At 25.4% G+C, this 14,338-nt stretch carries 12 protein-coding genes and 1 tRNA gene; 8 read left to right on the top strand and 5 right to left on the bottom strand.

The window, feature by feature from the left end:
* The first annotated feature begins 221 nt into the window (after positions 1-221).
* Both D9V63_RS03075 and der read left to right on the top strand, forming a co-directional pair.
* Positions 222-827 (top strand): YfgM family protein, encoded by a 606-nt coding sequence (locus tag D9V63_RS03075; RefSeq protein WP_158369299.1) that lies wholly within the window; start codon positions 222-224, stop codon positions 825-827.
* A 21-nt stretch (positions 828-848) separates the two neighbouring features.
* The gene (der, locus tag D9V63_RS03070) at positions 849-2,213 is read left to right on the top strand and encodes a ribosome biogenesis GTPase Der (RefSeq protein ID WP_158369264.1); all 1,365 of its coding nucleotides are present in this window, start codon (positions 849-851) and stop codon (positions 2,211-2,213) included.
* Positions 2,214-2,219: 6 nt separating this feature from the next.
* On the opposite strand, the gene fdx is transcribed toward der, so the two are convergent.
* The 5 genes from fdx to D9V63_RS03045 all read right to left on the bottom strand — a co-directional run bounded on the left by fdx (position 2,220) and on the right by D9V63_RS03045 (position 6,639).
* A complete protein-coding gene (gene fdx / locus D9V63_RS03065; protein ID WP_158369262.1) occupies positions 2,220-2,555 on the bottom strand; it encodes an ISC system 2Fe-2S type ferredoxin in 336 nt (111 codons plus the stop codon).
* Entirely contained in the window at positions 2,555-4,381 is a 1,827-nt protein-coding gene (gene hscA, locus D9V63_RS03060; RefSeq protein ID WP_158369260.1) for a Fe-S protein assembly chaperone HscA, read from the bottom strand. The genes fdx and hscA overlap by 1 nt, the downstream gene beginning before the upstream one ends.
* A gap of 40 nt (positions 4,382-4,421) precedes the next feature.
* Positions 4,422-4,919, bottom strand: coding sequence for a Fe-S protein assembly co-chaperone HscB (gene hscB / locus D9V63_RS03055; RefSeq protein WP_158369258.1), 498 nt, complete (start codon positions 4,917-4,919; stop codon positions 4,422-4,424).
* 85 nt (positions 4,920-5,004) lie between these two features.
* Positions 5,005-5,391: a Fe-S cluster assembly scaffold IscU gene (iscU, locus tag D9V63_RS03050; RefSeq protein ID WP_158369256.1), complete on the bottom strand. Its 387-nt coding sequence runs from the start codon at positions 5,389-5,391 to the stop codon at positions 5,005-5,007.
* 33 nt (positions 5,392-5,424) lie between these two features.
* Complete coding sequence (locus D9V63_RS03045; RefSeq protein ID WP_158369254.1) at positions 5,425-6,639, bottom strand: IscS subfamily cysteine desulfurase; 1,215 nt, start codon at positions 6,637-6,639, stop codon at positions 5,425-5,427.
* 164 nt (positions 6,640-6,803) lie between these two features.
* Between D9V63_RS03045 and D9V63_RS03040 the strand changes: the two genes are divergently transcribed.
* The 6 genes from D9V63_RS03040 (at position 6,804) to rho (ending at position 14,312) form a co-directional block, all read left to right on the top strand.
* Positions 6,804-6,879 (top strand) — tRNA-Trp (locus D9V63_RS03040).
* A 178-nt stretch (positions 6,880-7,057) separates the two neighbouring features.
* Complete coding sequence (ilvD, locus tag D9V63_RS03035) at positions 7,058-8,911, top strand: dihydroxy-acid dehydratase (protein ID WP_158369252.1); 1,854 nt, start codon at positions 7,058-7,060, stop codon at positions 8,909-8,911.
* A 53-nt stretch (positions 8,912-8,964) separates the two neighbouring features.
* Positions 8,965-10,437: a ketol-acid reductoisomerase gene (ilvC, locus tag D9V63_RS03030; RefSeq protein ID WP_158369250.1), complete on the top strand. Its 1,473-nt coding sequence runs from the start codon at positions 8,965-8,967 to the stop codon at positions 10,435-10,437.
* Between the two features lie 46 nt (positions 10,438-10,483).
* Complete coding sequence (gene rep, locus D9V63_RS03025) at positions 10,484-12,439, top strand: DNA helicase Rep (RefSeq protein ID WP_158369248.1); 1,956 nt, start codon at positions 10,484-10,486, stop codon at positions 12,437-12,439.
* 170 nt (positions 12,440-12,609) lie between these two features.
* Entirely contained in the window at positions 12,610-12,936 is a 327-nt protein-coding gene (trxA, locus tag D9V63_RS03020) for a thioredoxin TrxA (protein WP_158369246.1), read from the top strand.
* Positions 12,937-13,052: 116 nt separating this feature from the next.
* Entirely contained in the window at positions 13,053-14,312 is a 1,260-nt protein-coding gene (gene rho / locus D9V63_RS03015; protein WP_053940503.1) for a transcription termination factor Rho, read from the top strand.
* Positions 14,313-14,338: the final 26 nt, after the last annotated feature.

The raw sequence follows: 14,338 nt of genomic DNA, 5'->3' as shown, positions 1-14,338 counted from the left end.
CTTCTGGTATTAATTAGCTGTGTATAATTAGTGTTTTTTATGGGTATAACTTTTTTAAAAGTCATTTTATTTTAATAAAAATGAAATAATTACTTTTTTCTAAAAAATTAGTATTGCATTCATTAAAAAAAAATTTTAAAAAATATCTTTTTAATGTCAAAAAGATTAAACTTATAAAAAATTTATTTTTATTTGAAAAAAAAGGAAAAAAAATGCATTCAATGCAAAATAATCAAATTAAAAAATTCAGAATTTCCAAAAAAAAAGTTTTTTTAACCATATTTTTCTTAATTCTAATTTGTTTTATATTATTTTTTATTATCAAACCAAAAAATAGAGTAAAAAATTTAGAAAAAAATACATATGAAGAAATAATAAATGAGATAGATGCAAAAAAGAATTCAAATTTTTTAAATATAGAAAAATTTATAATAGAAAATAAAAATATTTATGGCACTTTAGTTTCTTTGTCATTGGCAAAAGAATATATTTTAAAAAATAATTTAGAAAAAGCGTTTATTCAATTAGAAACAAGTTTAAAATATACAAAAGATGAAAACTTAAAAAATATTTTAAAATTTAGAATGTCAAAAATAAAAATACAACAAAATAAAAATAAAGATGCAATGCATATTATTCAAACAATTAAAGATCATTCTTGGAGAAATGTAGTAGAGAATATAAAAGGAGATATTTTTATGAAAAATGGAAATATAAAGCTAGCTATTAAATCTTGGAAAAAAAGCAAATTCTTTGAACAATCTAAAGTGTCTAAAGAAATAATTGATATGAAAATAAATGAAATTCAAATAAATAAAAAAAATTAATTAAAAAGAGTTTACGCTAAAATGTTGCCTATTATCGTATTAATTGGTCGTACCAATGTAGGAAAATCTACTTTATTTAATATTTTAACTAAAAAAAGAAATGCATTAGTTTCAAATTTCTCAGGACTCACTCGAGATAGAAATTGCGAAGTTTGTTATTTAGAAAAAAATAAAAAGTTTATTCTAACAGATACTGCTGGTTTTGACTTTGAGTCAGAAACAATACAAACCAAAGCTTACGAACAAACATTGATAGCTATAAAAGAAGCTGATTTAATTTTGTTTATAGTAAGCGCTCGCGAAGGAATACTTCCAGAAGAATATGAAATATTAAAAAAAATAAGAAAACACCAAAAAACATCATTTTTAATTATTAATAAAATAGATGGAATAAAAGAAGATGAAAAAATACATGAATTCTATTCTTTAGGATTTAAAAAAAATATAAAAATTTCTGCGAGTCATAACCAAGGAATTAATAATTTGATTAATAAATACTTAACTCCTTGGATAGAATTTGCATTTAAAAAAGTAGAGGCAAAAAAAACAATCAATAAACAAACAGAAATAGAAAAAATTCCAATAAGAATTGCATTTATAGGAAAACCAAATGTTGGAAAATCAACATTAATAAATGCACTTGTAATGCAAAATAGAATTATTACTTCTAATATAGCAGGTACAACATTAGACATTATATCTGTACCTATAAAATATAATAATAAAAATTATATTTTAATTGACACAGCAGGAGCATCAAAAAAGAAAAGAAACAAAAGCAAAATTGAAAAAATATCTATTATAAAAACTTTAAAAACTATTGAACAAACAGATATAACATTGTTAACGGTGGATGCAAAAAATGAACAAAACAAATTATGTAATCAAAACTTATTATTAGCGAAAATTGCTGAAAACTGTGGAAAACCAGTCATTTTAATAGTTAATAAATGGGATTTGTTAAATTATTCAGAACAAAAAAAATTTAAAAAATTAATAAACTATCAATTCAAAAACTCTTTTATTGCAAAAATACATTTCATATCAGCACTGAAAGGTAAAAAAATTTTTGAAATATTTAAATTAGTTGAAAATATTTATAAATCCTATCAAAATAATATAAGTACTGCAAAACTCATGAAAATTATGAAAGATGCAATAACAAAGCATCAACCTCCGCTAATAAAAGGACGCAGAATAAAACTAAAATATGCACATTTAGGCAGTTCTAATCCAATTCAAATTATTATACATGGAAATCAAATCAGACATTTATCATTAACTTACAAAAAATATTTAAAAAATTTTTTTTATGAAGCTTTGCAAGTCAATGGAATTCCAATCAAAATCAAATTTAAAGAAATAAAAAACCCATATATTTCATGATTTTTATTAACTATCAGAAACATGATTAGCATTATATAAAGGAATTTCTACTTCTATATCGCTATCTCCGATAATAGCCTGGCAACTGAGTCGACTAGTCGATTCAAGACCCCATGCTTTATCTAAAACATCTTCTTCTTTTTCAGTCCATCCTGAAAGAGAAAGAAAACCTTTTCGTATAATACAATGACAGGTACTACAAGCACATGATTTTTCACATGCATGTTCTAACTTAATATTATGAAATAATGCAACATTTAAGATAGTTTCACCTTTTTTACATTCACAAATAGCACCTTTTGGTAATATCAACTTATGGGGTAGAAAAAAAATTTTTGGCATTATTTAGTCTCATTTATCTTATCATTTAGAGAATTATTAATTGCATTTTTTAAACGCAATGAAAAAAAATTTTTAGTTACTTCATCTAATTTTTTTAAATTTAACTTAATTGAATAAAAATCATCTTCATCAATTGATTTTTGCAATTTGATTTGATTTGATTTGATTTTTTCTAATTCTTTTATACTAATTAAATTTTTATCTTGTTTTAAAGCATTCTTTAATAAATCTAAAATATTCTTAGATTCAGTTTTTTTTTCTTCTTTCACCCTAAGATAATAATCATTTTTAGTGTAATGAAAATGATTTTTAACAGTTTTAGAGATCTTTTGATAGTCTAATAAAGAATTATCAATTTGTATTGTTTTGTGTTTATTAGTATTTTTTTCACGTGCTGTTATACTAATCAAACCATCAGTATCAATTTGAAATGTAACTAAAATCCTAACTGTACCTGCTTTTCCAAGTGGAATATTTTTTAAAATAAAACGAGAAAGTGAAATACAATGTTTTACAAGCTCTCTTTCGCCTTGTAAAATATGAATAACAATACCTGTTTGATTATCTTTTGAAGTTGTAAACTCTTTTGTTTTTGAAATAGGTATATGACTATTTCGCAAGATAATTTTTTCTACAAATCCTCCTACAACTTCAATTCCTAATGAAAGAGGTACAACATCTAACAATATTGTTCGATTCTTTTTAGTATTGGATACAAGCATATTACATTGTAATGCCGCTCCAATTGCTACGACTTTATCTGGATTAATTGAAATTAATGGGTTAATTGAAAAAAAGTGTTTAACTTCATGATAAACTAATGGAACTCGTGTAGAGCCTCCTACCATAATCACTTCTTTAATTGTTTTTACATCTAGATCGATTTCTTTAAATATTTTTATACAGATTAATAAAGTTTTTTTAACTAAATCTTTAATAATTAAATTAAATTCATCACGAGTAATTACTCCTTTCCAGTCTAAAATACTAATTTCTACAATTTTATGGTAAGTTAACTGTATTTTAGTTTTTTTTGCGATTTTTAATAATAAAGCATTAAAAAAATTATTATACTTATGACCTGATAATTTAGCTTTTTGATAAATATAATTTGCTAAAATGATATCAAAATCATCTCCACCTAAATTGCAATCACCACTTGTAGCTAGCACCTCAAACAATCCTTTATTTAACTTTAATACAGAAACATCAAAAGTACCACCTCCAAGATCATATACAACAATAATTCCTTGTTTATTTTTTTCTAAACCATATGCTACAGCAGCAGATGTGGGTTCATTTAATAATCTAATTAAATTAATTCCGCCAGTAATAGCGGCTTTTTTTATTAAAGAACGTTGAATATTATTAAAATATGCTGGTACAGTTATAACTGTTGCATCCATTTGTTTATTATATAAAGAACAAGCTCTTGTTTTTAAACATTTTAATATTTCACTCACAACTTCAGTAGAAGAAATTTTTCCTGAATCAGTATAAAAAAAAACATCTCCGTTTTTATTTTGATCTATAATATAAGGTAAAATTGGAAATTCTTTTTTAATAAAATCAATAGATCGGCCAATTAATCGTTTTACTGAAACAATTGTATTTTCCGGATCCTCAAGAACTTTATTTTCTGCATCCCAACCCACTGTCAAATCATTTTTTTTATAATTTACAATAGATGGTAATAAATAACGTTTCTTATTATCAGGTAACAATATAGCATGATTTTTTTCTACAGTAGATACAAGAGAGTAAGTAGTACCAAAGTCAATCCCCAAAATTAATTTTTCATTAAATTTTTCTTTTAAAAAAATCATATAAAAACATCCTAATTTATTTAATTTAAGTAAAAAATTTTTATGTTTTTAATTTTTTTTTTATTTTCTTTAAAAACAACAATTGAGATACTGAATGAATAATTTTATTCCAATTTTTATTGTGAAATTCGAAATCAATTATATTTTCGCAATCTTTTATTTCATTTTCTATTTTTTTTATAAAAGTATTAAAATGGATTGTATTTGAATGATATTTTTTTTTCAAAAGTTCTAATTCTTCGTATAAAAAAAAATATTTTTTTAAAAAACATTGATTTTCAGATAATAATTTTTCTGAGTCTACTTTAACGCCATTCAAAAAAAGTAAATACATTGATCTATTTAGTGAACTATTTAAAATTTTATATCCTTTATTAATTTCAATAGATTTTTTCAAAACCCATTTTTTTTTAGATTCAGACTGATTTATAAATAAATCAGGATGAAATTTTAATTGCAATTTATAAAAATTTTTATTTAGCAAATCTTTATTAATTCTAAATTTTTTTGGTAATGTAAATAATTCAAAATAATTCATAAAATACCTAAATCATATTGATTTTAAAATATTAAATTAAAATTTAATGTTGAAAAATTTTCAACATTAAATTATAAAAGAGATATTATTCTCTGTTTTTTTTGTTTTTATAATCTGCAATAGCTGCTTTAATAGCATCTTCTGCTAAAATTGAACAATGAATTTTGACTGGAGGTAATTCTAATTCTTCTACTATACTTGTATTTTTAATAGATTCTGCTTCCTTTATTGATTTTCCCTTTATCCATTCTGTTGCAAGTGAACTGGAAGCAATTGCAGAACCACAACCGTATGTTTTAAAGCAAGCATCTTCAATAATACCTTTTGAGTTTACCTTAATTTGTAATTTCATCACATCACCACAAGCAGGCGCACCTACTAAACCACTTCCTACATTGATATCTGAATTAGAAAACGAACCAACATTACGAGGATTTTCATAATGATCCATAACTTTTTTACTATAAGCCATTTTTAAATACCTTTTTATTTAAAATGTATTATTTTAACTATGATCCCATTCTATACTATTTAAATCAACTCCTGATTTAAACATTTCCCATAACGGTGAAAGTTCGCGAAGTTTAGAAATAGATTGATGAACTAACTTGATTGTATACTGAATTTCTTCTTTTGTTGTAAATCTTCCAATAGAGAAGCGAATAGAACTATGTGCTAATTCATCTTTTATCCCTAAAGCTCTCAACACATAAGAAGGCTCTAAACTAGACGAAGTACACGCTGATCCTGAAGAAATAGCTAAATCTTTTAGTGACATAATTAATGATTCACCTTCAACATAGTTGAAACTAACATTTAAAATATGAGGTGCTCCTTGTTTTAAATCACTATTCAAATAAACTTCTTCAATATTTTTAATTCCACTCCATAAATCATTTCTTAAATTATTTAGATGCAAAAAATCATCTTTTATTTTTTTTTTCGCTAATTCAAAAGATTTCCCCATACCAACAATCTGATGAACTGGTAAAGTTCCAGCTCTCATTCCTCTTTCATGACCACCGCCATGCAAGGATGCTAATAGACGAACTCGAGGTTTTCGACGGACGTATAAACCTCCAATCCCTTTTGGCCCGTATAATTTATGCGCTGAAAAAGACATTAAATCTATAAATGAATTTTTTACATTAACATCGATTTTACCTATACTTTGTGTTGCATCTACATGAAAAAAAATATCATGAGACTCACAAATTTTAGATATACTTTTAATATCTTGTATAATTCCAGTTTCATTATTTACATGCATAATAGAAACGAGTATAGTATTCTTTTTTATATGTTTTTTTAAATCATTTAAATCAATAATTCCATTATTTTTAGGAGTTAAATACGTTACAGAAAAACCCTCTCCTTCTAAATATCTACAAGCATCTAATACTGATTTATGTTCTGTTTTACTTGTAATAATATGATTTCCTTTTTTTTTATGAAATAAAGCAATACCTTTAACGGCTAAATTATTCGCTTCAGTTGCGCCGGAAGTAAATATAATTTCACGTGAATCTGCCCCAATTAAATCAGATATTTGATTACGAGCAATATCAACTATTTCTTCCGCTTCCCAACCAAATTTATGTGAACGAGAAGCTGGATTTCCAAACATTCCATCAATCGTTAAATAATTCATCATTTCTTTAGCAACTTCATAATCTACTGGTGTAGTAGCTGCATAATCTAGATAAATGGGAGTTTTCATAAAATACTTACCTTGCGTATGAATAAAATTAATATTCTATCATTTTAAAAAAATTAGTTCTAAAAATTAATATACTTTTATAATGAAAATTTTTATAAAATACAAACTAGACTTTTTTATTAATAAAGAATATAATTAACTTTTTTAAAGATTTAAACACCATTAGGGGTGTAGTTCAATTGGTAGAGCATCGGTCTCCAAAACCGAAAGTTGTAGGTTCAAATCCTTCCACCCCTGCCAAATTTCACTCATCAGATTCATAAAATAATTTCTTTTTACAATCAATTAATCGTATAAAATTACTATTCCTATAATAAAAAAATAAATATATTTTTTAAAATTATATTAAATATTTTTAATTTATATTAAACAAAAATAATATTAAACAAAAATAACATTCTCATGAGGTTATCTGAAAATGCCTAAGTATCGTTCGTTTAAAACAACGCAGGGAAGAAATATGTCTGGAGCTAGATCTTTATGGCGTGCTACAGGAATGAATGATGAAGATTTTAAAAAACCAATTATAGCAATAGTTAATTCTTTTTCTCAATTTGTACCAGGTCATATTCATTTACAAGAAGTAGCTCAAATTATTTCAAAAGAAATTTCAAAATCAGGAGGTGTTCCTAAAGAATTTAATACTATCGCAATAGATGATGGAATAGCAATGGGTCATTCAGGAATGCTATATTCTTTACCATCTCGCGAACTAATTGCAGATTCTATAGAATATGTAATTAATGCACATTGTGTAGATGCAATGATATGTGTTTCTAATTGTGATAAAATTACACCTGGAATGTTTATGGCGGCTATGCGTTTAAATATACCTTCGGTTTTTATCTCAGGAGGACCGATGGAAGCGGGAAAAATACAAATTAAAGAAAAAACAGAAAAAATTGATTTAGTTGACGCAATTATTCACGGAGGAGATCCTAATAATTCAGATGAATTTATAAAAAATATTGAGTTATCATCTTGTCCTACATGCGGATCTTGTTCAGGTATGTTTACTGCTAATTCTATGAACTGCTTAATGGAAGCAATAGGTTTATCCTTGCCAGGAAATGGAACATTGTTAGCCACTCATGTTGATAGAAAAAAATTATTTAAACAAGCAGCTAAAATAATAGTAAAAATTACAAAAGATTATTATGAATATGATAAAAAACAATTTTTACCTAGAAATATTGCAAATAAAGAATCTTTTGAAAATGCAATGATGTTAGACATTGCTATGGGTGGATCTACTAATACTATATTGCATTTATTAGCTGCATCACATGAAGGAAATATTGATTTTAAAATGTCTAACATTGACAAACTTTCAAAAAACACTCCACATATTTGTAAAGTTGCTCCAAGTACAAAATTATATCATGTAGAAGATGTACACCGAGCAGGTGGTGTTATGCGTATATTAGGAGAATTAAATCGTTGTCATTTATTAAATAATCAAACTAAAAACATACTAGGATTAACTTTAAAAGATACAATAAATGATTATGATATTTTATCTACAAAAAAAAATAACATAATAGAAATGTTTCATGCAGGACCTGGTGGTATACGAACAGTTAAACCATTTTCACAAAATTTTAGATGGAATAAACTAGATACAAATCGTGTTACCGGTTGTATTCGATCTTGCGAGAATGCCTATAGTAAAGAAGGTGGTTTATCGGTTTTATATGGTAATTTAGCAAAAAATGGTTGTATAATAAAAACAGCGAGTATAGACAAAGAAAATTATATTTTTTCTGGTACAGCAAAGGTATATGAAAGTCAAGAAGAAGCAGTTAAATCAATACTAGAGGGTCAAGTTATTTCTGGAGATGTAATAGTTATTCGATATGAAGGGCCAAAAGGAGGTCCTGGAATGCAAGAAATGTTATATCCAACAACATATTTAAAATCTATGAAATTAGATAAAACATGCGCATTGATTACTGATGGTCGATTTTCCGGTGGAACATCAGGATTGTCAATAGGGCATATTTCTCCAGAAGCTGCTAATCAAGGGATAATAGCATTAGTTCAAAATGGAGACAATATTCAAATTAATATTTATGACAAGACAATTCATTTAAATCTTACGGAAAAAGAAATTAAAAATCGCATGAGAGAAGAAAAATTAAAAGGCGATCAAGCATTTAAACCATTAAATCGAAAAAGAAAGATTTCATTAGCGTTAAAATATTATGCTGCTTGTGCCACTAGCGCAGATACCGGTGCAATTAGGGATAAAAATAAATTATTTAATCTTTAAAGAGAATCAAATATTTAATAATAAATTAATTTTTATATATTGGAAATAATAAAATGAATTATTTTAATAAATTATCTTTTCGACAAAAAATTAAAGAAATTAAACAATGTCGTTTCATGAAAAGACAAGAATTTGAAAAGGAAAATAATATTTTAAAAAATAAAAATATTATTATTATAGGTTGTGGATCTCAAGGTTTAAATCAAGGTTTAAATATGAGAGATTCAGGATTAAATATAGCTTTTGCACTAAAAAGTGATAGTATTTTAAAACGAAATCAATCCTGGTTGAATGCTACAAACAATAATTTTAAAGTAAATAGTTATGAAAATTTAATTCCAGGTGCTGATTTAGTTATTAATTTAACACCTGATAAACAACATAAAGCTGTAGTTCAAGAAGTTCAAAAATTAATGAAACCTCATGCATGTTTAGGTTATTCACATGGTTTTAACATTGTAGAATGTAGCGAAAAAATTAGAAAAGATATCACAGTGATTATGGTAGCACCAAAATGCCCTGGTACTGAAGTTCGAGAAGAATTTAAAAGAGGATTTGGAGTGCCTACATTAATTGCTGTTCATTATGATAATGATCCTCAAAAAATTGGTTTAGATATTGCTAAAGCATGGGCTTATTCAATAGGCAGTCATCGTGCTGGAGTTTTAGAATCATCATTTGTAGCTGAAGTAAAATCAGATTTAATGGGAGAACAAACAATTTTATGTGGAATGTTACAAACAGCATCATTAATATGTTATGAAAAATTAATTAAAGATTACAACGAACCTGATTATGCAGGAAAATTAATACAATATGGATGGGAAACAATTACTGAATCATTAAAACATGGAGGTATCACATTAATGATGGATAGATTGTCTAATCAATCTAAAATAAGAGCATTTAAATTATCTCAAAAAATAAAAAAATTATTAAAACCGCTATTTCAAAAACACATGGATAATATTATTTCAGGTGAATTTTCTCATGAAATGATGAATGATTGGAAAAATAACGATTTAAAATTATTAAATTGGCGTAATCACACGAAAGAACAAGATTTTGAAAAAGCACCTTTTTGTTCAAAAAAAATATGTGAACAAGAATACTATGATCATGGTACAATAATGGTTTCAATAATAAAAGCAGGAATTGAATTAGCTTTTGAAACAATGTTACAATCCGGTATTAAAAGTGAATCAGCTTATTATGAATCTTTACATGAATTACCATTAATTGCTAATACAATTGCAAGAAAAAAACTATATGAAATGAATATGGTGATCTCAGATACTGCTGAATATGGTAGTTATCTTTTTTCTGAATCAGCCTATCCCATCTTAAAAAATTTTATAATGGATCTGGAAAAATCTGATTTAGGATCATCGTTGTATAATAAATCAATAGATAATATTGAATTATACAAAATAAATGAAGAAATACGAAATCATCCAATTGAAATTATTGGATATAAACTAAGAAATTATATGAAAGAAATGAAAAAAATTTCAGTAGCTGAATAATATATACTTATATTCTTTAAAAACCTTATATTAATTAATATTTATTATGCCTCTTAATTGTATTCAAAAAAATGCTGTAGAATTCATCAATGGTCCCTGTTTAATATTAGCAGGGGCTGGTTCTGGAAAAACAAAAGTAATTATTAATAAAATTATTTATTTGATAAAATATTGCGAATATCAACCTAAAAATATTATTGCTTTAACGTTTACTAACAAAGCTGCTCATGAAATAAAGCTTCGTCTTTTAAAATATTTAAGTACTTTCGAAATAAAACAAATAACTATTTCAACATTTCATTCATTTGGATTGACAATTATTAAAAAAGAAATTGATTTTTTAGAATTAAATCCTAATTTTTCTTTATTTGATGAAAAAGATCAAATTATATTATTAAAAAAAATAACTAATAAAAAAATTAACAATGATAGAAAATTACTAAAAAATTTAATTTTTATGATTTCCTATTGGAAAAACAAATTTTATACACCTTCAGATGTGAAACTTTTATCACAATCTAATCAAGAAGAAGATTTTGCATATTTTTATGAAAAATATACTACTTATTTACATGAATCAAATATATTAGATTTTGATGATTTAATTTGTATTCCAACATTATTATTTAAAAAAAATAACGTTATAAAAAATCGTTGGCAAAAAAAAATAAACTATTTATTGGTAGATGAATATCAAGATACTAGTCACAGTCAATATGAATTAATTAAAACACTAACTAAAATAAATTCTAATTTTACTTTGGTTGGAGATGATGATCAATCAATATATTCATGGAGAGGCGCTACAACTCAAAATATTTTTTTGTTAAAAAAAGATTTTCCTACTTTAAAAATTATAAAAATGGAACAAAATTATCGTTCTTATGGAAGAATATTAAAAGCTGCAAATAAACTTATTTCATATAACCCAAATTATTTTAAAAAAAAATTATTTTCTCAATTAAAATATGGAAATAAAATAAATATTTTAATTGGTAAGAATGAAGAAATTGAAGCAGAAAAAATAGCGCAAAAGATAATATATGAATGTGCTATAAGCAAAATACAATATAAAGATTATGCTATATTGTATCGGGGAAACTATCAATCTCAAATTCTTGAAAAAATTTTTCTCAAACGAAATATTCCTTACAAAATTTCTAATAATTCATCATTTTTTTCACGTCCTGAAATTAAAAATTTATTAAGTTATCTTCGATTAATCATTAATCATAATGATAATTATGCTTTTGCAAGAATATTAAATATTCCGTGTCGTCGCATAGGAATTACTACGCTGAATAAAATCGAAGAATTTTCTATTGAAAAAAATATAAGTTTTTTTCAAGTAAGTAATCACCCAGAAATAAAAAATGTTTTACCTAAATCAACATTGGATAAAATAAAAATATTTACTTCTTGGATAAATAAAATTACCTCAATCTCTATTTTACAACCTCATGATATTCTAGATATCATTATTGATGAAATTCAATATGAATCATGGTTAGAAAAAACTTTAAAAGAACCGGATAAAATAAATCAAAGTATAAACAATGTGCATACATTATCTAATTGGATAAAAAGTTTAATAAAAGGAAATAATTTTGAAAAACCTATGAACTTATTAGAAATTATTACAAAAATGACACTTCGTGATATAATTAATAATGATAAAAAACCTAAAAACTCGAATCAAGTTCAATTAATGACATTGCATTCGTCTAAAGGGTTAGAATTTTCTTATGTTTTTATTATTGGAATGAGCGAAGGTATTTTGCCTAATACAAAAAGTATTAATGAAAATAATATAGAAGAAGAAAGAAGACTGGCTTATGTAGGTATTACTCGCGCAAAAAAACAATTATTTTTAACATATTGTCAAACAAGAATACAGTATGGACAAAAATTATATACATTACCTAGCAGGTTTTTATTTGAATTACCCGAAGAAGATTTGCATTGGGATGAAAATATTTTTCCAAGTAATTATTCAAAATAAAAAAAATAAAAAATATATTATTTATAATAATAATTAAGGAAATAATTTTAAAAAACACTAAAAGTAAAAATTCTATAATTTTAGTTTAAATCAATTTTTAAAAATGATAATATTATAAAATATTTATTAAAAAGTTAAATTATTGTAAGTTTTCTTGAGAGTAAATAAAAATGAACAATATCATTCAATTAACAGATCAAAATTTTGAAGAAAAAGTTTTAAAAAAAGAAGGTTTTATATTAGTTGATTTTTGGGCTGAATGGTGTAATCCATGTAAGATGTTAGCACCTATTTTAGAAGAAATAGCACATGAATACATTAAAAAAATAGAGATTGGAAAATTGAATATCGAAACAAATCCAAAAACAGCTCCGATGTATTCTATTCGAGGTATTCCTGCATTATTATTATTTCATAACAGCCAGGTTCTTGCTACTAAAATTGGGGCAATTTCGAAATTGCAACTCCAAAAATTTTTAGATGAGAATATTAAATAAATTTACTAATTTTTAATCTCAAATATTAAACTTTGTAAAAATTTATTAATACAATATACATTATGTCAAAATTATCATTTCAAGATTTACCCCGATTTTACTAAGAACCCACCATTATGAACCTTACCGCACTTAAAAATATGCCAGTTTCCGAATTAATTATTCTTGGTGAAAAAATGGGGTTGGAAAATTTAGCGCGTATGCGTAAACAAGATATTATTTTTGCAATCCTTAAACAACATGCAAAAAGCGGAGAAGATATATTTGGAGATGGAGTTTTAGAAATATTACAAGATGGATTTGGATTTCTTCGTTCCTCTGATAGTTCTTATTTAGCTGGTCCTGACGATATATATGTATCACCGAGTCAAATTCGTAGATTTAATTTAAGAACTGGTGATACTATTTCCGGTAAAATAAGGCCACCTAAAGAAGGCGAAAGATACTTTGCTTTATTAAAGGTTAATGAAGTTAATTATGACAAACCTGAAAATGCAAGAAGTAAAATTTTATTTGAAAATTTAACACCATTACATGCTAATTCTCGTCTGAGAATGGAAAGAGGAAATGGTTCAACAGAAGATTTAACTGCAAGAGTATTAGATTTAGCTTCACCTATAGGTAGAGGTCAAAGAGGCTTAATTGTAGCACCTCCAAAAGCAGGAAAAACAATATTATTACAAAATATTGCACAAAGCATAGCTTATAATCATCCAGATTGCGTGTTAATGGTTTTATTAATTGATGAAAGACCAGAAGAAGTTACTGAAATGCAAAGGTTGGTTAAAGGAGAAGTTGTTGCTTCTACTTTCGATGAACCTGCATCAAGGCATGTTCAAGTAGCAGAAATGGTTATTGAAAAAGCTAAGCGATTAGTAGAACATAAAAAAGATGTTATTATATTACTTGATTCTATTACTCGTTTAGCACGTGCTTATAACACTGTTGTACCAGCTTCAGGTAAAGTTTTAACAGGTGGAGTTGATGCCAATGCATTACATAGACCTAAAAGATTTTTTGGAGCTGCTCGTAACGTAGAAGAAGGTGGTAGTTTAACAATAATTGCAACTGCATTAGTTGATACAGGTTCAAAAATGGATGAAGTTATTTATGAAGAATTCAAAGGAACAGGTAACATGGAATTACCATTATCTAGAAAAATAGCAGAAAAACGTGTTTTTCCAGCTATTGATTATAATAGATCTGGAACTAGAAAAGAAGAATTATTAACTTTACCAGATGAACTTCAAAAAATGTGGATACTAAGAAAAATTATTCACCCGATGAGTGAAATAGATGCAATGGAATTTTTATTAAATAAATTATCTATGACTAAAACTAATGACGAATTTTTTGATATGATGAAACGTTCTTAAAATTTTTATAAAAAAAGCTGGACAAT

This window comes from Buchnera aphidicola (Aphis nasturtii) (genome assembly GCF_005083345.1).
In the GTDB taxonomy this organism is placed as follows: domain Bacteria; phylum Pseudomonadota; class Gammaproteobacteria; order Enterobacterales; family Enterobacteriaceae; genus Buchnera; species Buchnera aphidicola_R.
This window is presented reverse-complemented; position numbering and strand designations above follow the sequence as displayed.